This window comes from Nocardia sp. X0981, from assembly GCF_977089955.1.
On sequence record NZ_OZ372435.1, the window covers coordinates 3,077,407 to 3,098,123 of the forward strand.

General features: G+C 68.8%; 16 protein-coding genes. 7 read left to right on the plus strand and 9 right to left on the minus strand.

Features of this window, described 5'->3' with window-relative positions:
- Positions 1-92: 92 nt before the first annotated feature.
- Together ACYR7D_RS13440 and ACYR7D_RS13445 are read right to left on the minus strand one after the other, a co-directional pair.
- On the minus strand, positions 93-5,555 hold the full coding sequence (locus ACYR7D_RS13440; protein WP_459549843.1) for an ATP-binding protein: 5,463 nt from the start codon (positions 5,553-5,555) through the stop codon (positions 93-95).
- A gap of 269 nt (positions 5,556-5,824) precedes the next feature.
- Positions 5,825-6,004 (minus strand): hypothetical protein, encoded by a 180-nt coding sequence (locus tag ACYR7D_RS13445; protein WP_459549844.1) that lies wholly within the window; start codon positions 6,002-6,004, stop codon positions 5,825-5,827.
- A 205-nt stretch (positions 6,005-6,209) separates the two neighbouring features.
- Here ACYR7D_RS13445 and ACYR7D_RS13450 point away from each other — a divergent pair, with 205 nt between their 5' ends.
- On the plus strand, positions 6,210-7,253 hold the full coding sequence (locus ACYR7D_RS13450) for an alpha/beta hydrolase family protein (RefSeq protein WP_459549845.1): 1,044 nt from the start codon (positions 6,210-6,212) through the stop codon (positions 7,251-7,253).
- Between the two features lie 30 nt (positions 7,254-7,283).
- On the opposite strand, the gene ACYR7D_RS13455 is transcribed toward ACYR7D_RS13450, so the two are convergent.
- Positions 7,284-8,510 carry an MFS transporter gene (locus ACYR7D_RS13455; protein WP_459549846.1) on the minus strand — a complete coding sequence of 409 codons (1,227 nt, stop codon included), beginning with the start codon at positions 8,508-8,510 and terminating at the stop codon, positions 7,284-7,286.
- A 98-nt stretch (positions 8,511-8,608) separates the two neighbouring features.
- Between ACYR7D_RS13455 and ACYR7D_RS13460 the strand changes: the two genes are divergently transcribed.
- The gene (locus tag ACYR7D_RS13460) at positions 8,609-9,511 is read left to right on the plus strand and encodes a LysR family transcriptional regulator (RefSeq protein ID WP_459549847.1); all 903 of its coding nucleotides are present in this window, start codon (positions 8,609-8,611) and stop codon (positions 9,509-9,511) included.
- Here ACYR7D_RS13460 and ACYR7D_RS13465 read toward each other — a convergent pair.
- Both ACYR7D_RS13465 and ACYR7D_RS13470 read right to left on the minus strand, forming a co-directional pair.
- Positions 9,399-9,677, minus strand: coding sequence for an SLOG cluster 4 domain-containing protein (locus ACYR7D_RS13465; protein ID WP_459550146.1), 279 nt, complete (start codon positions 9,675-9,677; stop codon positions 9,399-9,401). The two genes, ACYR7D_RS13460 and ACYR7D_RS13465, sit on opposite strands and share 113 nt — an antisense overlap.
- Before the next feature lie 189 nt (positions 9,678-9,866).
- Positions 9,867-11,123, minus strand: a complete 1,257-nt coding sequence (locus tag ACYR7D_RS13470) for a cytochrome P450 family protein (RefSeq protein ID WP_459549848.1) — start codon at positions 11,121-11,123, stop codon at positions 9,867-9,869.
- Positions 11,124-11,650: 527 nt separating this feature from the next.
- Here ACYR7D_RS13470 and ACYR7D_RS13475 point away from each other — a divergent pair.
- From ACYR7D_RS13475 to ACYR7D_RS13490, 4 genes are all read left to right on the plus strand, one after another.
- Positions 11,651-12,466, plus strand: coding sequence for a class I SAM-dependent methyltransferase (locus ACYR7D_RS13475; RefSeq protein ID WP_459549849.1), 816 nt, complete (start codon positions 11,651-11,653; stop codon positions 12,464-12,466).
- A 79-nt stretch (positions 12,467-12,545) separates the two neighbouring features.
- Positions 12,546-13,058, plus strand: coding sequence for a peptide-methionine (S)-S-oxide reductase MsrA (msrA, locus tag ACYR7D_RS13480; protein WP_459549850.1), 513 nt, complete (start codon positions 12,546-12,548; stop codon positions 13,056-13,058).
- Between the two features lie 91 nt (positions 13,059-13,149).
- Complete coding sequence (locus ACYR7D_RS13485; protein WP_459549851.1) at positions 13,150-14,712, plus strand: phosphatase PAP2 family protein; 1,563 nt, start codon at positions 13,150-13,152, stop codon at positions 14,710-14,712.
- 144 nt (positions 14,713-14,856) lie between these two features.
- Complete coding sequence (locus ACYR7D_RS13490) at positions 14,857-16,296, plus strand: glutamate decarboxylase (protein WP_459549852.1); 1,440 nt, start codon at positions 14,857-14,859, stop codon at positions 16,294-16,296.
- 152 nt (positions 16,297-16,448) lie between these two features.
- On the opposite strand, the gene ACYR7D_RS13495 is transcribed toward ACYR7D_RS13490, so the two are convergent.
- The 3 genes from ACYR7D_RS13495 to ACYR7D_RS13505 all read right to left on the minus strand — a co-directional run bounded on the left by ACYR7D_RS13495 (position 16,449) and on the right by ACYR7D_RS13505 (position 18,813).
- Positions 16,449-16,862, minus strand: a complete 414-nt coding sequence (locus ACYR7D_RS13495) for a hypothetical protein (protein ID WP_459549853.1) — start codon at positions 16,860-16,862, stop codon at positions 16,449-16,451.
- 182 nt (positions 16,863-17,044) lie between these two features.
- Positions 17,045-18,238, minus strand: a complete 1,194-nt coding sequence (locus ACYR7D_RS13500) for an NADH:flavin oxidoreductase (protein WP_459549854.1) — start codon at positions 18,236-18,238, stop codon at positions 17,045-17,047.
- Complete coding sequence (locus ACYR7D_RS13505) at positions 18,235-18,813, minus strand: TetR/AcrR family transcriptional regulator (RefSeq protein ID WP_459549855.1); 579 nt, start codon at positions 18,811-18,813, stop codon at positions 18,235-18,237. The genes ACYR7D_RS13500 and ACYR7D_RS13505 overlap by 4 nt, the downstream gene beginning before the upstream one ends.
- A 207-nt stretch (positions 18,814-19,020) precedes the next feature.
- On the opposite strand from ACYR7D_RS13505, the gene ACYR7D_RS13510 reads away from it, so the two are divergent.
- A complete protein-coding gene (locus tag ACYR7D_RS13510; protein ID WP_459549856.1) occupies positions 19,021-19,875 on the plus strand; it encodes a 3-hydroxyacyl-CoA dehydrogenase in 855 nt (284 codons plus the stop codon).
- A gap of 35 nt (positions 19,876-19,910) precedes the next feature.
- Here the strand turns inward: ACYR7D_RS13510 and ACYR7D_RS13515 are convergent, their stop codons facing one another.
- Positions 19,911-20,636 (minus strand): SDR family oxidoreductase, encoded by a 726-nt coding sequence (locus tag ACYR7D_RS13515; RefSeq protein WP_459549857.1) that lies wholly within the window; start codon positions 20,634-20,636, stop codon positions 19,911-19,913.
- Positions 20,637-20,717: the final 81 nt, after the last annotated feature.

The following is a 20,717-nucleotide window of genomic DNA, read 5'->3' on the forward strand; positions in this document are numbered from 1 at the left end:
GTGCGGTACCGGTTTCCCGTACGAAACGGCCGATCCCCCCGGCGACTCGCGTCGACGAGGGGATCGGTGATCTTCCGGCAGCGCCGGTCAGCTCACGAGAGCCGGGCCTCGATGGCCTCGATGATGCGGGGACGCAGTTCCGCGGCGCGAATGATGGCGTCGACGGAGCCGACCTCGACGGCGCGCTGGATGCTGTGCACGCGGTCGAATTCGGCGGCGACCTCACCCAGCTTCTCCGACCGGACCGAGGAACGGAGTTCGTCGAGTTCCGCGGTGAGGGCGGCGCGTTCGGTACCGCCCGCGTTCGCGGCGCGCTTCTCCAGATCCCGGACCCGCGGATCGGTCGCGGTCCGCTTGTCGACCTCACCCGCGAACACCACGGCGGCGGCGGGGGCGCCACCGAGCACCGAGGCGAACGAGCCCTCGATGGCGAGCACCGTCATATTCGGGTTCAGCGCCTTCGAGAACACCACGAACGCGCCACCGTGATACCGGGAGATCACGCAGAACACGATCGGGCCCTGGAAGTTGACGATGGCACGGCCGATCTCGGCACCGTACTCGAGCTGCAGTTTCCGCAACGACTCCGGCGACCCGTCGAATCCGGACAGGTTGGCCAGCACGACGAGCGGCCGGTTACCGCTGGCCGTGTTGATCGCCCGCGCGGCCTTCTTCGACGACTGGGGGAACAGGGTGCCCGCCGTGTAGGTGTCCGGGCCGTCGGTGGCCGGGAAGCCGCGCCGCGGAATACCCCGGGACTCGATACCGAGCAGGCATACCGGGATACCGCCCAGGTGCACATCCTGGACCACCGCCGTCTCGGCATCGGCCATACCGGCCCAGCGTTCCAGCACCGGGTGGTCCTGGTCGGCCAGCGCCCGCATCACGGTCCGGATATCGAACGGCTTCTTGCGGTCGGGGTTGGCGGTGGACGAGAAGATCTCCCCGACGGTGGTGAAGCCGCTGTCGGCCATGACATGCGGGAAATCGGAGATATCGCGGTCCACCGGGTCGGTGGTGCGGGCCCGCCGCGGTGTCTGCTCGCCGGGCGCGACGTAGGTGTGGTCGTAGTGCGCCATGAGCACGCCCGCCGCGGCGGTCAGGTTCGGCGCCCAGTACTGCGCCTGGCCGTTCGGGCCCATCACCCGGTCGTGACCGCCGATACCGAAGTTGTCCTCGGCCGAGACACCGCCGGAGAAGTCCAGCGCCTGTTTGCCGGTGAGCACCATGGCCGATTCCGGGGTCATCACCAGGATGCCCTTGGTGTGCATGAGCATGGTGGCTTCGGCGTTCCAGTACGGCTGGGCGCCGACGTTGATACCCGACACCACGATATTGATCTCGCCGCCGTCCTGGGTGAACTCGACGATGCGCTTGAGCGCCGCCGCCACCCAGTCCATGTTCTCGGTACCGGAGGTCATCGAGATCCGGGCCCCGGACGACAGCGCGTACCACTCGAGCGGTACCTGCATCCGTTCGGCCAGGTCCAGCGCGGCGATCACCCGGCGGCACTCCGGCTCCGACAGCGCACCCAGCGATTTCGTCGGATCGCCGAGCAGTACCACCCGGGTGACACCCTCGGGATACCGTTCGGTCGGCGTGGTCACCACCCCGGCGACCATCGCCGCGGTGTTGCGGCCCTTGGGCCGGTCGACCGGCACCAGCGTGTGCTCGGCGTCGAGGTCGTATTCGGTGAACTCACCGAGCTGATCGGTGAGCTCGTAGGGGTAGACGGCGTTACGGCTGCGGGCCCGCAGGACCTTCTGACGGTACTCGTCCAGCGGCTCCACCGGCTCGTCGGATCGTTCCCCGACGATGACCCGGGTGCCGCCGTTGGCGTCGAAAACGATCTGCAGGGCCAGTTTGACCAGCTCGCCGGTTTTCGGGTCGGGCTGGCGGGCGATGAGCAGGATTTCCTCCAGCCCGGCCCCGACCGTGGTCGGCCGGACCCGTTCGACGATCGTCTCCAGCTCGGCGCGGGTCACATCGATCGCCGGCCAGATGTACATCACGATGCGGTTGGTCTGGAACCGCTTGGCCGCCGGCCGGCCCGCCTGCGCCCGCCGGATGGAATCGAGGCAGGTGGCGATGGTGCTCTCCGCCGTGGGCAGGGTGACCAGGCGACCGTCGTGGTCGCGCAGTGCGGTCAGGTCGCGGACCTGCGCGAAGGCGACGAGACGCTCATCGGCCGGATTCTCCTTGGCCACACAGCGGAACAGGTACACCTCCTCGTTGTCCGAGGACGGCAGCTGGGTGAGGTCGAACTTGTGCAGCCGCTTCATCTGCATCCGCTGCGCGATGTAGGGGTGCAGACCGCGGATGAGCCGTTCCTCCTCCAGCCCGGCGGCGGACGGGCGGAAGGTGAAGTGGTGGTGCATGACCGCGTTGTCGCTACCCGCCACGGTCGCGGTGATCCGATGCACCTGGTTGGACACCGGCTGCTCGTTCAGTACCTCGTGCAGCGCCGCCGCCGTGGCATCGAAATCCTCGGGCTGGTTCTCCCAGGAAAGGTAGATATCGGCCTCGATGGAGGCGGTCCCGGTGGCCAGTTCGGCGAGCCCGCGCACCACATCGGCGAGGGAATCGAAGCTCACCGCCGCCGAGACCAGGCTCACGCCTTTACGTTCGGCGACGACGAAGGTGCAGTCACCGGTTTCCCGGGTGTGGACGCCGGTGAGGTCCTTGTTGCCGTAGTAGCGGCGGGTCAGCACCTCCAGCATGGCCGTATTGTCCGCGGAACCGCGGGACAGCCGCTGGCCCAGCAGCCGCACCAGCGGTTCGGTGGCGCTCACCATGTCGGCGATGCGTTCGGCGCGGTCCGCGGCGTCCGGGTGCGCGTCGAGGTAGCTGAGGTTCTTGCGCGCGTCGGTGTAGACGCGGGCCCGGTTCCGGCGCAGCACCGGCTGCCCGTACCAGGCGAAGACCAGGCCGCGGGTGAGGTCGGCGATCACCGGGAACCGCACCTGGGTCGCGGCCACCAGTCGTTCCAGCGCCAGACCCACGGGCTCGCGCAGTACCCGGTCGGGCATCGGCTCGCGCAGCCACTCCCGCAGCAGCGTGGAGACGACCTCGACGGTATCGGCGGGCCGCTGCTGGGCGAGGAAGATCCGGAACACCGCGGCCTCGAGGTCGGGGGTGCGGTCCAGTTCGGTGATCCCGTAGTGGCCGAGCGCCTTGGCGAGTTTCGCGCGATACGACTCCGGCAGCCCCGCCCGCTCGACATCGAGACTCTGCAGGTAGGTGTGGAAGTATTCGCGGGCGCTGTGCACATGGCTCGGACCGCCCTCGTCGTCCGAGGGCCGGTTGTGGCTCAGTTCGGCGAGGTCGGTGAACACCTGTACGAGTTCGAGTTCCTCGGCCAGCGGCCGGCGGTTGTCCGCGACGGCCGCTCCGCGGGCGGTGAGGTAGGCGTCGAGCACCCGGCGGTCGTCGTGCGGGTCGACATCGAATCCCAGCAGCAGGCTGCGCAGATCCTGCTGGCCGCGGGCCATCCGCTCGTGCGGCCGGATCTGAGCGGGTTCGGCGGGCAGGTCGAGTTCGACCGCCGCGGTCGCCGCGGTATCCCCGGCCTCGTCGTCTTCGGCGAGCGGTTCCAGCCGCAGCAGCGGCGCACCGGTTTCCACCTGGGTGCCGACAGAGACCGCGCACTCCTTGAGCCGGGCGCGGAACGGCGCGCGCAGCACCGTTTCCATCTTCATACTCTCCAGCACCAGGACCGGGGCACCCGCCTCGACCTCGGCACCGACCTCCAGCGGGGTGGCGACCACCAGCGCGGGCGCGGGGGAGCGGACGACACCGCCCTCGTCCCGGCTGATCCGGTGCGTCACACCGTCGATATCGACGAGGTGGATCGGGCCGTGTGTACCGGTGATCAGGCGGTACCGGACACCGTTGACCACGATCTGCCCGGTGTGCTGATCGAACCGCTCGAGATCGACATCGGCGGTGCGGGAATCGCCGCCCGCTTCGATCCCGACCCGGAACCGGTGCGCGCCGATCCGGGCGACCCGCACCCGGTAGCTCGCGCCGCGCAGTTTCAGGTCGAGCGGACGGCCGCTTTCGTGCTGCACCTGGGGGCGGCCGCCGGCGGCCGTGGAGAGCAGCCGGTGCCGCTCGACCCGCTCCTCTTCTTCGTAGGCGTCGATGGCGGCGGCGGCCAGGGCGACGGTGGAGTGCCGGTGGGAGACGAGCCGACCCGCACCGCGCACACGGTCGATCCAGCCGGTGTCGGCACTGGCGTCGATCACCTCGGGCTGGTCCAGCAGGTCGAGCACGAAGCTCTTGTTGGTGGCGCCGCCCTCGATGATCACCCGGGTCTGCGCGACCGCGCGGCGCAACCGGCCCAGCGCCTCGTCGCGGTCGCGGCCGTAGGCGATGATCTTGGCGATCATGGAGTCGAAATCGGCCGGGATCGTATCGCCCTCGCTGACCCCGGTGTCGACCCGGATACCCGGCCCGGCGGGCAGGTCCAGATGGGCGATACGGCCGGGGGCGGGGGCGAAGTCGCGGTCGGGATCTTCGGCGTTGAGCCGGGCCTCGATGGCGTGGCCGCGTTCGGCCGGGGGCTCACCCTCGAGCCGCCCGCCGGAGGCGACCAGCAGCTGCGCCCGGACGAGATCGAAGCCGGTGGTGCATTCGGTGATCGGGTGCTCGACCTGCAGGCGGGTGTTGACCTCCAGGAACGCGAACAGCTTCTCGCCGGGGTGGTAGAGGAATTCGACGGTGGCCGCGCCGCGGTAGCCGACCGCGATCGCCAGCCGCTCGGCGGATGCCTTCAGCTCGGCGGCCTGCTCGGGGCTCAGCACCGGTGAGGCCGATTCCTCGATGATCTTCTGGTTGCGCCGCTGCACCGAGCAGTCGCGTACGCCGAGCGCCCAGGCGGTGCCCTGACCGTCCGCGATCACCTGCACCTCGACGTGCCGGGCGCCGGTGACGAGCCGTTCCAGGAAGACCACGCCGCTACCGAACGCCCGCACGGCCTCCTGCCGGGTGCGTTCGTAGGCGTCGACGAGATCGGCGTCGTTGGTGATGACCCGGATACCGCGACCGCCGCCGCCCGCGGTCGCCTTCAGCATCAGCGGGTAACCGATCTCGGCCGCGGCGGTCAGGGCGTCGTCCACGGTTTCGACCGCGCCGCGGCTCCACGGCGCGACCGGCACGCCGACCTCTTCGGCGATCAGTTTCGCGCCGATCTTGTCGCCGAGTTTGCGCATGGCCTCCGGGTCGGGCCCGATGAAGGTGACACCGATCTCCTCGCACAGCTCCGCGAACGCGGGATCTTCGGCGACGAAGCCCCACCCGACCCACGCGGCGTCGGCGCCGGTTGCCACCAGCGCGCTACGCAGCAGCTTCAGGTCCAGGTACGGGCGTGCGGACGCCGGGCCGAGATCGTAGGTCACATCGGCTTCCCGCACGAATGTCGCGTTGCGGTCCACGTCGGTGTGCAGGGCGATGGTTTCTATCGGTCGCCCCGTCTCCGCGGCCAGATCTCGTACAGCGTGGATGAGACGCATGGCGGCCTCTCCGCGGTTCACGATGGCAATGCGGCTGAACACTCGCCGACTCCTTCCTGTGAAAGCACTGGCCCGGTCGGGCGAGGGATATGCGATCGTTTCACCGGTAGTGTGCACTCCGGCTTCGTGTATGTGTACCGCGTACGGGGGTTACTCGCACGTATCCACGAATCGGGGTCGTGCGGGCGTGGCGCCGGAGGTCGTCACCGGGCCCGGTGACTCGGGATTGCGGGTCGAGCACATGCTCGTCCGAATCGCACCGGCGTATTCCACGATCGGGGTGCTCCGCTGCCGGTTCGTGCCTTCGGCTCCTACTCCGCGCCGTCGAGCAGCAGTGGTGAGAGGAGGGACAGATGTCGCGGAGCGAGGTCGAAAGACCGCAGCTGTTCCGGCGGGCGCAGGCGTTCGGCCCGGCCGATATCCGGCGTCACCGACGCGATCGTCTCCGTATTCGGTGAACATATGCGGTCCGGGGTGACGGTCGAGCTCATGGGCAGCCCCGCCGGGCGCTCCGGGATCGGTGGCGTGGTGACCGTGAGTCGACCAGAGACCGGACCCCGCCTTCCGCGCGATACCGCGTGTCGGTAACGACGCCCGCCCACCCGGCGATAGCAGGATGTTTGCGCACGGATTGGACAACCCTCTCGCCTGGCCGCAGCACTGTGCCACGGGCGAGCGTCGACTGAAGGCGGTCTGATGCTCCACCGATTCCTTGTGCTCGTTTCCCTGGTCGTCGCGGGTATCGCGATCACCTCCGCTCCGGCCCATGCCGAGGACGCGGTGCTACCCGCGCCGACCGGACCGTATTCCGCCGGCCGCACCGACACCGTGGTCTCGGTGCCGGACCGCGATGTACCGGTGTCGGTGTGGTACCCGGCCGCCGAGTCCGGCCCGGCAGCGCCCTACATTCCCGCGCGGCGACCCGAGAACGCGGCGGAGATCGCGGCCCATACGGCGTACCGGCTCTACACCCCGCTGGCGGCCGGCCCGATGCTGGCCGCCACCGTTCCCGCCACCCTCGACGCGCGGCCCGCCGATCTGCCGGCGCTGCCCGTGGTGGTGTGGTCGCCCGGACTGGGTACGCCGCGATGGCTGGCCTCGGGTCTGGCGAGCGACCTCGCCTCACGCGGGTATGTGGTCGTAGCGGTGGACCATCCCGGCGAGACACCCGCGGTCGAGGTGGGGGATCGAGTGGTGGTGGGTGCCGCGGCGCCCACCCAGGAGCCGGAATACATGCGCGCCGTGCTGACGCGGCGGGTCTCCGATATCGGTCTGGTTCTCGACCGGCTCACCGAATTACCCCTGGTGGGAGACCGTATCGATACGGAGCGTATCGCGGTGGCGGGTCACTCCTACGGCGGCCAGACCGCGGTCTCGGTGGCGGCGGGCGATGCCCGGATCCGGACGGCACTGGTGCTGGACGGCAGCGCCGGGTGGGACGAGGTGGCGGAGGTACCGGATCTGGACCGTCCGGTGTTGCTGCTGGCCGCGGGCGATATGGTGCACGCCAGCTGGACCAGTACGGCTGCCGTGATCGGCACGATGGCGGAGGCGGGACACTACACCGGAACCGATCTGCCGATGCTGGGCGGCGGTGCCCAGCTGTGCGGCACCATCGGGGCGGAACGGGGAGCGCGGATCACGGCGTCGGTGCTGGCGGCGTGGCTGGACCGGCATCTGCGCGGCCGGGATACGGCGCTGCCGGAGGGCGACCCCGCCTTGCGCTGGCGGACACGATGAGGCGCGAGGCGGAGTGCCTCCGACCGGTGCTCAGCTCCGGCGGTCGGGCCCGCGGCCGGAAATGATCGACTCGCCGAACCGCCCGGGAATCGTGGTCAGGGCGGCCACCGCCGCCACGACCGCCGAAACCCACAGCAGGACCGGCACCCCCGCGCTGTCCAAGACCACTCCGCCGATGAACGAGCCCAGTGCGATACTTCCGGTGAAAGCACCGACATACAGGCCGGTGACCTCCTCCCGCCGGTCCGGTGCGGCCTGTATCGCCCAGAGCTGGCTGCACACCGATACGCCACCGTAGGCGAATCCCCACACGATCAGCGCGCTCGAGGCGCCCGCCGGTGACGCGCCGAAGAAGAGCATGGCGAGCAAGGCCGCGATGATGCCCGCGGCCAGGACGAAAAGTGTCGCCCGAACCCGGCGGGCGGCAGTCGCACCGGCCACGAAGTTCGCGACTATGCCACACAGTCCGTAGACGAGGAGCAGCAGCGAGACGGTGCTGCCGTGGATACCCGTCAGCTCCTCCAGAATCGGCCGCACGTAGGTGTAGGCCGCGAAATGCGCGGTGACAACGCAGATCACCGCGATCAGGCCGATCCGCACGGCGGGAATCGCCAGCAGCGAACCACCCTGACGCGGTCCGGTCGTACCCGGCTGCGGGGGTAGCGGCGGCAGCACCAGTGCCGAGGCGACGGCGAGCAGGAGAGCGGCCAGGACGAGCATCCCGAAGGCATTGCGCCAACCGGCGAGGTCGCCGACGAATGTACCCAACGGCACGCCCAGTACGGAGGCCGCCGCTACTCCGCTCACGACCGTCGACACGGCCGTCGCCGCGGAACGTTCCGCCACGACGCGCGAGGCGGTGGCGGCTGCCAGGGCCCATACGGCCGCCATGGCGATACCGACGACGACTCGTCCCAGCGCGAGGGCGCCGAATCCCGGTGCGAGCGCGGTGATCAGATTACCCGCGGCCAGTACGAGCGCGGCCGCCACCAGGACGGTGCGGCGGTCCAGGTCACCGATCACCCGGGGAACGAGGGGAGCTGTCACCGCGGTGACGACGCCGGTGACGGCGAGGCTGAACCCGGTCGTCCCCTGGGAGATACCGAGGCCTTCGGACATCGGGGTCAGTACGCCGACCGGAAGCATTTCCGCGGTGACCACCAGGAAGGTCGACAGCGCCAGTACGAGGACCGAGAACCAGCCGCGGGGGGTAGCTGGTCGCGCGGTGGGGGAGCGGGTTTCACCGATTGTGGACATGAGTTCAGTCAAGAAGGCGCACGAGGGCGGAACAACAGTGATCAGCTCATCGTTCGATCAGCTGGGCTCATCGATCCCCGCCGCCGGAAGGAGCGTGTATGCCGGACCTGCCCGTCCGCGAACTGGAATGTCTGCTGGTTCTGGCGGAAGAACTGCATTTCGGGCGGACAGCGCGGCGCCTGCGGATTTCGCAGAGCCGGGTGAGCCAGCTCATCGCCGCGCTCGAACGTCGAATCGGAACCCGGCTGGTCGACCGCACCAGCCGGAGGGTGTCGCTCACCGCTGTGGGCGCGGAGTTCGTCCAACGCCTGCGGCCCACCTATACCGAGCTGGTGGAGCTGGTCGACAGCACTCGCCGCAGGGCCCGGCGCGACCATCCCGAAGCGATCCGCATCGGTTTCCAGGGCATTGCCTACGAAGCCGTGACCTGGACGTTGACCCGTTTCACCCGGGAGAATCCGGAAGTCACGCTATCCCTGCAGGAACTACCCCTCGGTGATCCGTTCGGTGCGTTGCTGGCCGGCGAGATCGATGCCGCGGTGGCGTTGCTACCGGTGCGGGAGCCGGAGCTCTCGGTCGGCTTCGTCTTCCCGCCCGCGCCGCGCATGCTCGCGGTGGGAAGCGAGCACCCGCTGGCGTCGACGGGGCGTATCACCATCGAGGAGCTCACCGAGGTCGATCTGGTGTCGATCGCCGGCCCGGCGCCGGATTACTGGCGGGACATACACTTTCCCCGTTTCACACCGTTCGGCCGGCCGATCCCCAGTACGGTGCGGGTGACCACCGTCCAGGAGGGGCTGACTCTCGCCGCCACGGGGAACTACGCGATGCTGACGTGCCGGCCGGTGGCCGAACGTAATCAGCGTACCGATGTGCGTTATGTGCGGGTCACCGGTTTCGACGAGGAGTCGAGACTCGCGTTGATCCAGCGGAGCATTCGCGGTACCCCGTATCTGACGAAGCTGGCGGCCCTGCTCGGCGAGATGGCGGATGTCGTATGACGATCACGGCGTCGGCCGAACAGATGAGGATATTGTTGCGCGCCTCACCCATATCCGTGTAGACCACCGCGGACAGGCCCGCGCGCACCGCACTCCGATCGGTATCGGGGCGTACCCCGATGACCAGACCGCCCGCCGTCGCGGCACCCGCGGCCACCGCCGCCATCACACCCGTACCCCCCGCCGCACAGGACGGTCGACCCCGCTTCGGCGAGCAGCCGTCCGACCTCCCGGGCGTCCGCGGCCTCGGTACCGGTGCAGTCGCGGGGCCGCATACGGCCACCTGAACAGCGGACACATCACTCCCTACATGTGGTGCGCGGTATGGGCGCCGCGCCCGCGGAGCTACTCGGTGTCACCGGAACGTGAACGGTGGGGACGGCGGGAACTTTACCGGCAGCGCGGTCAGCGAGCGGTGGAACGGACCGGGGCGCCAGGTCGCGCCTTCGGGCGGGAGATCCGTCTCCATTTCGGGCAGCGCGTCCAGGAGTTGATCGATGGCGTCCTGGGCCACCAGGTAGGCCATCGCCCGGGCGGGACAGTCGCGTTGTCCCAGCCCCCAGGACAGGTGGGAGCGGTTGCCGCGGTGGTCGTCGGCGCGGATCGCGGGGTCGTGGTTACAGGCGGCGATACTGATGACCACCGGTTGGTGGGCGGGCAGCCAGACATCGTCGATCAGGATGGGTTGGCGCGGATAGGTGATGAGGAAGTTCGCCATCGGCGGATTGTCGAACAGCACCTCGTCCAGGGCGTCTCGGGTGGAGAGGCTGCCGCCGAGGACGTATCCGCCGAAGCGATCGTCGGTGAGGATCAGCAACAACGTGTTGGCGATCAGGTTCTGCTGGAGTTCGATACAGGCGCCGTAATGACCCACCACCTGGTGGATCAGCTCCATATCGTCGAGCTGGGCCGGGTGCTGGATGAGCAAGGAGGTGACATCGTCGCTCGGCTCCTTGCGTTTGAGTTCGATCAGCTCCGCTACCGCGGCAGCCATCATCTGATTGCCTTCGTCGGCATCGACACCTTCGAAGATGGCGGCCATCCCGGCGGCGACGCGCTGGCCGATTTCCGGCGGGCAACCGAGCAGGGTGTTGCAGACCTCGAAGGCCAGCGGGAACGCGTATTGCATGAGCAGATCCGCGGAGCCGGTCTGGCAGAAGGAACTGATCAGCGGGACGGCGATCTCTTCGACGGCCGACCGGATCGAATGCAGGTTCATCTCGGCGAGGGCGGCGACATTGGCCTCCCGGTACCGGTGCTGGTCGATGCCGGTGCTGCGGGCCGCGATCGGCCGCCACTCCATGATCGGCAGCACGGGACAGTCGGCGGGGATGTTCTGCTGCCAGGTGCGGGGATCGGCTGGGAAATGTTCGTGGTCGTTGAGAATGCGCACGGCGGTCTGGTGGTCGATCACCAGTGTCGCGGGTACGCCGGGAGCCAGTTCCACCGGGACCATGGCCCGGTGTTCGCGGCGCATCTGCCGGTACACCGCGTGTGGGTCCTCGGCGAATCCTGGCGCGTACAACGGGATCCGGGGTCCGTCGACGCTGGTGAAGGGAGATCCGTAACCGGGCGGGGGTGGGGTGGGATGACCGGTCTGCGGCGTGCTCAAGGGTGACTCCAAACTGTTCGCGGTGGGCGACGAGAAACTCTGAGTAGCTGTCCCGCCGGATCGCACAGGTGTAGCACCCTATGTCATGAGGGTTCGTAATTCTTTGTGGCGCAATATTTTTGCTCTCAGCAAAAGTTCGGAAAACGGCGATGGCGCCTTGCTTTCGAAGCGCTGGCAGGGTTCGTACGGGCCTGCCGGGGTCCGTTGTGCCTCGCAGATCGCTGTGGCGGCGATCCGCCGGAATCCGGGCCCGTGGTCGTGGCCGTACCGCGAGGGGTGTGTGTACCTTTGCCGGCGGTGTGCCGCCCGCCGGGCCGCATCCGCTACGAAGAGACCGGATGGCGGCCGGTGCCACCGGAGGGGTGGGCACCGGGGTTTGCGCGGCGGTAGCGCGGGAGCCGACAATAAGAAGCGGCTCCGAACGAGCTGACCAGCGATTTCGACGACGAGTAGGCGGCCGCGAAAGTATTTCTCTCCAGGGACGCGACGCGCCGTGCACAGATCCGAGGTTTTCCGAGGAGAGATCGATGACGCAGTCCGTAACCAATGAGCTCAAGGCCAAGCATCGAGCCATGTGGGCCTCCGGTGACTACCCGCGGGTGGCCGCCGATGTCATTCCCGACCTGGGCCGCCGCCTGGTGCGTGCCTGCCCGATGGGGCCGGGGCAGCGCGTACTGGATATCGCGGCCGGAGCCGGTAATGCCGCCATTCCCGCCGCGGCGACCGGGGCCGAGGTCGTGGCGAGCGACCTCACCCCCGAACTGTTCGAAACCGGCCGTCGCAACGCGGCCGCGGCGGGTGTGGAGCTGGTCTGGGAGCAGGCCGACGCCGAAGCGCTGCCCTACGCCGACGCCGAATTCGATGTGGTCCTCTCCTGCGTGGGGATCATGTTCGCGCCGTTCCACCGGCCCGCGGCCGACGAGCTGGTCCGGGTGACCCGGAAAGACGGGGCGATCGGGCTGATCAACTGGACACCCGGTGGCTTCATCGGGCAGATGTTCGCCGCCATGAAACCGTATGCTCCGCCGCCGCCCGCCGGAGCCCAGCCGCCACCGCTGTGGGGCGACGAGGACCATGTCACCGAACTCCTCGGCGACCGGGTGAGCGGCCTCGAGATGCGGCGGGAGACCGCGGTGGTCGAATGCTTCGCCGACGGTGCCGCGTTCCGCGACTTCTTCAAAGCCAACTACGGACCGACCATCACGGTGTACCGGGCGCTGGCGGGAGAGCCGGAGCGGGCGCGGCGGCTGGACCGGGAACTCGCCGACCTGGCCACCCGGCACGATCTGGGTAACGGACGGATGGAATGGGAATACCTGCTGGTGACAGCCAGGCGTGCCTGAGCTCGGGCAGCCCGGGACTTTCCCGGGGCGGGCGCGGGTTGTACCGAGGGCCGATAATGCGGAGAACGAAGGAGGAAGCGTGACCGAAACCCGTAGGGCGATCCTGGCCGGTGGGTGTTTCTGGGGTATGCAGGACCTGATCCGCAAACAGCCCGGGGTGCTCTCCACCCGAGTCGGCTACACCGGCGGGAGCAATGATCACCCCACCTACCGCAACCATCCGGGGCACGCGGAAGCGGTGGAGATCGTCTACGACCCCGCGCAGACCGACTATCGGGCACTGCTGGAGTTCTTCTTCCAGATCCACGACCCCACCACGAAGGACCGGCAGGGTAACGATATCGGCACCAGCTACCGTTCCGCGATCTTCTACCTCGACGACGAACAGAAGCGGGAGGCGCTGAACACCATCGTCGATGTGGAGGACTCGGGCCTGTGGCCCGGCAAGGTGGTCACCGAGGTGACTCCCGCCGCGGAGTTCTGGGAGGCCGAACCCGAACACCAGGATTATCTGCAGCGCTATCCGAACGGCTATACCTGCCATTTCCCGCGTCCGGGATGGAAGCTACCGAAGCGGCAGACCACTGCGTAGCGCGCCGGCCGGGGCCGTGGTCCCGGCCGACGGCACCTCCCGGGCCACATCGGCTCGCGGCCGGGCCGTGGCGATGGGTACTGTCGGTCGCGTGAGTAGGTGGGCAGGCCGGAAGTTCCGCAGGATCGGACGCCTCGATCGGGCATTCGGTGATTTCGTGGCGGATCTGCCCGCCTCCCGGGCCGACGGTGGCCTGCTGCGGCTCACGGGAAGCGCCGACTACAGCACGCTGTGGATGGCGGGCGCGGCGGTGCTCGCCACCCGCCGGGGCGCGACGCGCCGGGCCGCGTTGCGCGGGATGGTATCGGTGGCCGGGGCGAGCCTGGTCACCAATGTCGTACTGAAATCCCTGTTCGCCCGTCGCCGGCCCGCGGCCGAGCTGATGCCGGCGCATCGCCGGCTGATACCGGCGCCCACATCGTCGTCGTTTCCGTCCGGCCACAGCGCCACCGCGGCGGCGTTCGCCACGGCGGTGGCCATGGAGAGCCCGCGCACCGCGCTCGTCGTGGCACCGGTGGCGGCCGCGGTCGCCTACTCGCGGGTGCACACGGGGGTGCACTGGGGTTCGGATGTGCTCGTAGGCGCGGCCGTCGGATCCGGGATCGCGCTGGCCACCCGGCGCTGGTGGCCGGTGCGGGAATCGGACGAGGCGCGGGCCCGGCCGGTGCGCGAGGCGCCGGTACTGGCGGAGGGCAAGGGGCTGGTGGTGATGGTGAACCCGGTCTCGGGTGATCCGAACTACGACCCCACCGACGATATCGCCGCCGCGCTGCCGGCGGCGACCGTTCTGCGGACCCGCCCGGATCTCGACTGTGCCGAGCATCTGGAACAGGTCATCGCCGAGCAGCGGGAACCGGTCCTGGCCGTCGGGGTGGCCGGTGGCGACGGCACGGTGGCGGCGGTGGCCGCGGTCGCGCTGCGCCACGAGTTGCCGCTGGTCGTCGTGCCCACCGGTACGCTCAACCATTTCGCCCGTGATCTCGGTGTCTACGACCTTCTCGAAGTGGTCGACGCGACGGGGGTCGGTGAGGCCGTGGCGGTGGATATCGCCGGGGTCGAATACGGTGACGAGAACGAGACGCAGATCCGGCACCTGGTCAACACCTTCAGCCTCGGCTCTTATCCCGACCTCGTGCGCCTGCGCGAGAAATGGCAGAAGCGCTGGGGGAAATGGCCGGCTTTCGCCGCGGCGCTGATGGTTACGCTGCGGAAGGCCGAGCCGATCGAGATCTTCCTCGACGATCGCTGGCAGCGGGTGTGGTTCCTGTTCGTCGGCAACGGGCCCTACCACCCGCACGGCGCGGTACCGGCCTTCCGCGATCGCCTCGACTCCGGGTTGCTGGATATCCGCTGGCTGCGTGCCGATCTGCGCTGGTCACGTACCCGCGCGGTGGTCGCGCTCCTGCTGGCCGCGATCGGGCACAGCCGGGTCTATGGGGAACGTCAGTTGTCCGAACTGTTCGTGCACCTGCCGGAGCCGGAGTTCCTCGCCGCCGACGGTGAGGTGTTCGGCAGCGCCACCCATCTCCATTTCTCGGTGGCGGGGCAGCTCACGGTCTATCGGCGCGACGAATCCAATCCGCTGTGGGCCAACCGCAGCCGGCCTCACCATCGCCGGGCGCCCTGGCTTCCCGAGGTGTTGCGCTTCCGCTGACGGCCGCGCAGACCGTCCGTCCGGACCGCGCGCGACCCGCCTGCCGGAGCGCCCTCCCCGGGTAGTGGCCGGGCACCGGGAATACTCGGGGTTCCGCGCGGCCCGGGCGATCCACGCCCGGCCCCGATGCTCGGGGAGGTCTCCATGGCATTGACCCATCCGTCGCAACCGCGCGAGCACGACCGGGCCGATATCGCCGTGAATCCGGTGTTCACCAGGGAGCCCGTCGAGGTGCCGCGCAACCGGCTGCCCGCCGGTGAACTGGACAGTGATGCCGCCTATCAGATCGTGCACGACGAGCTCATGCTCGACGGTAACGCCCGGCTCAATCTGGCGACTTTCGTCACCACCTGGATGGATCCGGCGGCCCGCACCCTGATGAGCGAATGCTTCGACAAGAACATGATCGACAAGGACGAGTACCCGCGCACTGCCGAGCTCGAGCAGCGCTGTGTGCGCATTCTCGCCGATCTGTGGCATGCCGCCGACCCCTTCCATGCGGTGGGCTGTTCGACCACCGGTTCCAGCGAGGCCTGCATGCTGGCCGGCCTGGCGCTGAAGCGGCGTTGGCAGCAGCGGCGGCGGGCGGCCGGGCTGTCCACCGACCGGCCCAACCTGGTGATGGGCAGCAATGTTCAGGTGTGCTGGGAGAAATTCGCCGCGTACTGGGATGTCGAAGCGCGGCTGGTGCCGATGTCCGGGGAGCGGTTCCATCTGACCGCGGAGCAGGCGGTGGCCCGCTGTGACGAGAACACCATCGGTGTGGTGGCGATCCTCGGCTCCACCTTCGACGGCAGCTACGAACCGGTCGCCGAGATCTGCGCCGCTCTGGACCGGGTGCAGGCCGAGCACGGCTGGGATATTCCGGTGCATGTGGACGGTGCCTCCGGGGCCATGTTCGCGCCGTTCTGCGATCCCGAGCTCGAATGGGATTTCCGGCTGCCCCGGGTGGCCTCGATCAATACCTCGGGGCATAAATACGGTCTGATCTATCCGGGGGTCGGCTGGGTGCTGTGGCGCGATTCCGCGGCCTTACCGGAGGATCTGGTGTTCCGGGTCAACTATCTGGGCGGCCAGATGCCGACCTTCGCGCTGAACTTCTCCCGCCCCGGCGCCCAGGTGGTGGCGCAGTACTACACCTTCCTGCGGCTCGGCCGCCGCGGTTACGAGCGGGTGCAGCGCTATTGCCGGGAGGTGGCGGCCGGTCTGGCGGATCGGATCGGGCGGATGGAAGCGTTCCGTTTGCTGACCGACGGCCGGGAGTTGCCGGTCTTCGCCTTCACTCTCGCTCCGGGGGAGAGTGGATACTCGGTTTTCGACGTCTCCGCGGCATTGCGCGAGCAGGGGTGGCTGGTCCCCGCCTACACTTTCCCGGCCGATCGGGAGGATCTGGCGGTGCTACGGGTGGTGGTGCGCAACGGTTTCAGTCACGATCTGGCCGATCTGCTGATCGAGGCACTCGAACGGGCGCTGCCCCGGCTCCGGGCCCAGCAGGCCCCGCTGCGTGGCCCCGAGGCGGCTTCCTTCTCACACGGCGCGGAGACGGACAGCCGGGGTGTGGCGCCCTCTGCCGTGACCGGGTGAACCGGATGGGCCGAAGAACGCTTCCGCGACCGGTGGCGCGCCGGAATGCGATCGGCCGGATCCCGTGGCGGATCCGGCCGATCGCCGCACCGGGCCGATCGAACCCCTGGCGATATTCATCGACACCTGGGTGATGTGCCGTTGTTCAGGGGTCAGAAGGCGCTACCGGTACCGAAGGGGAAGATGCGGGGGAAAGGCAGCCCGTGGCGGTGACCCCAGCCGTGGTCGTGCCGGCCGTGGTTCCAGCCGTGGTTCCAGCCGTGGTCGTGCCGGCCCCGGTTCCAGCCCCGGTTCCAGCCCGGGTGGTGCCGGTGGCCGCGGTTCCAGTCGACGTTGTGGTCGTGCCGGCCGTGGTTGTGGTGGCCACGGTCGCGCCAGCCGCCCCCGAGCCCGTTGTGGTGGTGGTTGTGCCGCCCCGGACGGCTGACGTCCTGGACCTCCGCGCTGGGGGCGGGGCCGGACTCGGCGAGAGCGGGGGCGGCGGTGACGGCCAGCGGGGCCAGGGCGATCGCCGCGGTGGCGACCATCCGGACGGCGAGTCGGCGGGTGCGTGCGGTTCGGTGCATGATTCGTTCCTCGGTCGTGGTGCGCCGCCACGGGCGGCGGTATCTCGGTCTCGGAGCTGGCGCACTCTGGAGTGCGTTGCGATACCTCAGACCGTACCGTTAAATAACGGCGCATTCAATAGGTGTTCGTTAATTGGGGTTGACCGGGGATTTTGCAGGGGCGCGCCGACTCCCGAACGCGCCTAACGGCTTTCGGTGGCCGGCGCCGCGGCCTGATCCAGCCGCAGAACGCACCGCGTGCGGCTGTAGATGGTGGGCATGCACAGGTTGCAGTGCACACAGGCGGATTCGGTGCTCGCATCGGAGCGGATGCGGTGCAGCAGATCCGGTTCCCGCAGAAGCGCCCGGCCCATGGCCACGAACTCGAATCCCTCCGCCATCGCCAGATTCATCGATTCCAGGTCGGTGATCCCGCCCAGCAGGACCAGCGGCATGGACAACTCCCGACGGAACTGGCGGGCCCGCTCCAGCAGATACGCCTTCTCGTACGGGTATTCGCGCAGGAACGCCCGTCCGACCATCCGGAAGCCCCATCGGGTCGGACCCGGCAGGGTTTTCGCGAACTCGCGACGTGGCGCGTCGCCGTGGAACAGCAGCATCGGATTGAGCAGGGAACTGCCCGCGGTGAGTTCCAGGGCGTCGAGGTTACCGTCCGACTCCAGCCAGGAGGCCACCTGCAGCGAATCCGGCAGGGTGAGGCCGCCGCGTACGCCGTCCTCCATGTTCAGTTTCGCGGTGACCGCGATCCGGTCGCCCACTGCCTCGCGCACGGCGCGGGCGATCTCCCGGGCCATGCGCGCCCGGTTCTGCAGTGTGCCGCCGTAGCGGTCCTTGCGGCGGTTCAGCAGCGGGCTCAGGAACGAGCTCGCCAGGTAGTTGTGCCCGAAATGTATTTCCACCGCGTCGAAGCCCGCCTCGACGGCCAGCCGGGCCGCCTCGGCGTGGGCGCGGACGAGCTCGTGGATTTCCGCCGCGTCGGGAACTTTCATCGGGCTCATCCCCAGCGGGCTGAACAGCCGGCTCGGCGCCAGCGCGGGGGCGCGATTGGAGGCCGAATTGGCCACCGGACCCGCATGGCCGATCTGGGCGGAGGCTGCCGCGCCCTCGGCGTGCACGGCGTCGGTGAGGCGGCGCAATCCGGGTACCGCCTCGGGCCGCATCCAGATCTGGTGCCGGTCGGTGCGGCCGCCCGGCGCGACCGCGCAGTAGGCGACGGTCGTCATCGCGACCCCGCCGGCCGCCACCTCCCGGTGGAATTCGATGAGATCGTCGGTGACCAGTGCGTCGGGAGTGCGGCCCTCGAAGGTCGCGGCTTTGATGATCCTGTTGCGCAGGGTGAGCGGGCCCAGGGTGGCGGGGGCGAAAACGTCGGTCATCGGTTGTCTCCTGTGGGGGCGGTCAGTCCGGCCACGACGAATTCGCGGAGCGTCGCCACGGCCTGGGGGGTCAGGGGCCGGTTGTCGGCGGCGCCGCCACCGAATCGCATGATGATGAGGTCGAAGGCGAGCATCCAGCGGCGCCGGCTCTCCCGCTCGCTCACCTCCGGTAACAGGCCTGCCCACGAATCGATCCGGAACCACTGCTGCTGCCAGAGCCCGACCTGACGACCGAGTACGCATTGGGCGAGCAGGCGCAGATGCAGCCGGCCCAGTGGGTCGGCCGCCAGCTCCGTGAAGGGGGCCAGTACGGCGTCCACGATCCGGGCGACGGGCCCCGGTCCGGCGGTGGCCGCCGCCAGCCCCTCGGCCCACAGGGCGCCGAGGCGGTCCTCCAGCAGGGCCGCGACCAGGGCCTCCTTGGAGCCGAAGTGGTAGTGCACGGAGGCCGCGTTCGCGCCGGCCTCCGTGCAGATGCGGCGTACCGAAACGTCCTCGTATCGCTCGGTGAGCAGCAGCCGTTCGGCGGCCGTGAGCAGGCGTTCCCTGGTGGAGGCCGCGACGTTCGGGGGCATAGGAGCAGTCAACCACCGCGCCACCGAGAATTCAATCATTGATTGAAACATTGATTGAACTTCGGTGCCGGGCCAGTCGTTACCCGATCGCAAACCCCGGGGCAGGCAGCTCCCCCGCCGCGGCCCGGCAACCCTGGTCTACTGGTCCGTAGGCCCGCTCCGGTTGTTCCGATCAGACCTTTCTTTTCGACCGACGAGGAGAACACGATGGCCATCGAGATTCGCGCGGTGACGGTGCTGGGAACCGGGGTCCTCGGCTCTCAGATCGCCTTCCAGACCGCGTTCCACGGATACGAGGTGCAGGCATACGACATCAGCGATGCCGCGCTGGATGCCGCCCGCGGCCGGTTCGCCACTTTGGCGATCACCTATCACGAGGAGGTCAGGGGCGCGACGACCGAAGCCACCGATCGGGCCCGCGCGCGTATCGGCCTCACCACCGATCTCGCGGCCGCGGTGGCCGAGGCGGACCTGGTGATCGAAGCCGTACCGGAGGTGCTCGACATCAAACGGCAGACCTACCGCGAACTCAGCGAGGTGGCCCCCGACCACACGATCTTCGCGACCAACTCCTCCACCCTGCTGCCCAGTGAGATCGCGGAATTCACCGGCCGGCCGGACAAATTCCTGGCGCTGCATTTCGCCAACCGGATCTGGAAGTTCAACACCGCCGAGGTGATGGGCAGCCCCTGGACCGATCCGCACGTGTTCCGCGCCGTGGTCGAGTTCGCCGCCTCTATCGGCATGGTCCCGATCGAGGTGCACAAGGAGAAGTCCGGTTATGTGCTGAACTCGCTGCTCGTTCCGTTCCTGAACTCCGCGATGGAACTCGCCGCGGGCGGTTACGCCGAGCCGGAAGCGGTCGACAACACGTGGCGTATCGCCACCGGCGCGCCGCTGGGCCCGTTCCAGATGCTCGATGTCATCGGCCTCACCACGCCCTACAACATTCTGGTCAACGTCCCCGAGACCCGCGACCTCGCCACGTGGCTGAAGGACAACTACATCGACGAGGGCAAACTGGGCGTGGCCACCGGAGAGGGGTTCTACAAGTATTCGTGACACCGCGATGTTCCCGGCCGGGCGGCGCACCACGACTACCAGGGGACGGGTCCACGATCGTCGAAGAAACCGCCGCGCGGTCCGTCGTCCGGCAGGGTGGCGAGCCGGATGGCGATCGCCGCCCCCTCCTCGGGTGTCCGCTCCCCGGAGAAACCCGTGAAATCGGTGGCCACATATCCGGGGCAGCAGGCGTTGACGACGATATTCGTCTCGGCGAAGCGGCGGGCGTACTGCACTGTAATGCTGTTGAGCATGGATTTCGACGGTGCGTACGCGGCCATGATCGGGCCCGTTCGCAGCGTCAGCGAGCCCATGTTGCTGGATACGTTGACGATGCGCGGCGACTCGGCGCGGCGCAGCAGCGGAAGCATCGCGTTGGTCACCCGGACGACCCCGAAAACGTTGGTGTCGAGGACGGTCCGGGCGATATCGATATCGAGCGTGGTCGGATCCTGTGCGCCGCCATCGGTCCGGCCGCCGATGCCCGCGTTGTTGACGAGCACGTCGAGCCGCCCCGCCGTCCGCTCGATGGCCTCGGCGGCCGCGGTGACACTGTCCTCGGAGGTGACGTCGAGAGCGACCCCGAATGCGTCGATTCCGGTAGCGCGTAGCCGCTCCACGGCAGCCGCGCACCTGGAGGCGTCGCGGGCCCCCACCGCGACCGTGCAGCCGATCGCCCCGAGCCCCTGCGCGATGGCGAAACCGATTCCCTTGTTCGCGCCGGTGACCAGCGCGACCTTCGTAGTCTTCACGCGATCCATGCTCGGCGCGCCGCGTCCGGATCGTCCAATACCGGATCGGTTCCCTGTGATACCCGCCGGGTATCAGCCGATAGGCTGAGC

Coding starts and splice junctions, on each gene's coding strand:
- ACYR7D_RS13460 (WP_459549847.1), top strand. CDS start 8,609: ATGCCGGACCTGCCCGTCCGCGAACTGGAATGTCTGCTGGTTCTGGCG.
- ACYR7D_RS13500 (WP_459549854.1), bottom strand. CDS start 18,238: ATGACCGACGTTTTCGCCCCCGCCACCCTGGGCCCGCTCACCCTGCGC.
- ACYR7D_RS13495 (WP_459549853.1), bottom strand. CDS start 16,862: ATGCACCGAACCGCACGCACCCGCCGACTCGCCGTCCGGATGGTCGCC.
- ACYR7D_RS13490 (WP_459549852.1), top strand. CDS start 14,857: ATGGCATTGACCCATCCGTCGCAACCGCGCGAGCACGACCGGGCCGAT.
- ACYR7D_RS13465 (WP_459550146.1), bottom strand. CDS start 9,677: ATGGCGGCGGTGGCCGCGGGTGCCGCGACGGCGGGCGGTCTGGTCATC.
- ACYR7D_RS13475 (WP_459549849.1), top strand. CDS start 11,651: ATGACGCAGTCCGTAACCAATGAGCTCAAGGCCAAGCATCGAGCCATG.
- ACYR7D_RS13510 (WP_459549856.1), top strand. CDS start 19,021: ATGGCCATCGAGATTCGCGCGGTGACGGTGCTGGGAACCGGGGTCCTC.
- ACYR7D_RS13445 (WP_459549844.1), bottom strand. CDS start 6,004: ATGAGCTCGACCGTCACCCCGGACCGCATATGTTCACCGAATACGGAG.
- ACYR7D_RS13450 (WP_459549845.1), top strand. CDS start 6,210: ATGCTCCACCGATTCCTTGTGCTCGTTTCCCTGGTCGTCGCGGGTATC.
- ACYR7D_RS13455 (WP_459549846.1), bottom strand. CDS start 8,510: ATGTCCACAATCGGTGAAACCCGCTCCCCCACCGCGCGACCAGCTACC.
- ACYR7D_RS13515 (WP_459549857.1), bottom strand. CDS start 20,636: ATGGATCGCGTGAAGACTACGAAGGTCGCGCTGGTCACCGGCGCGAAC.
- ACYR7D_RS13505 (WP_459549855.1), bottom strand. CDS start 18,813: ATGCCCCCGAACGTCGCGGCCTCCACCAGGGAACGCCTGCTCACGGCC.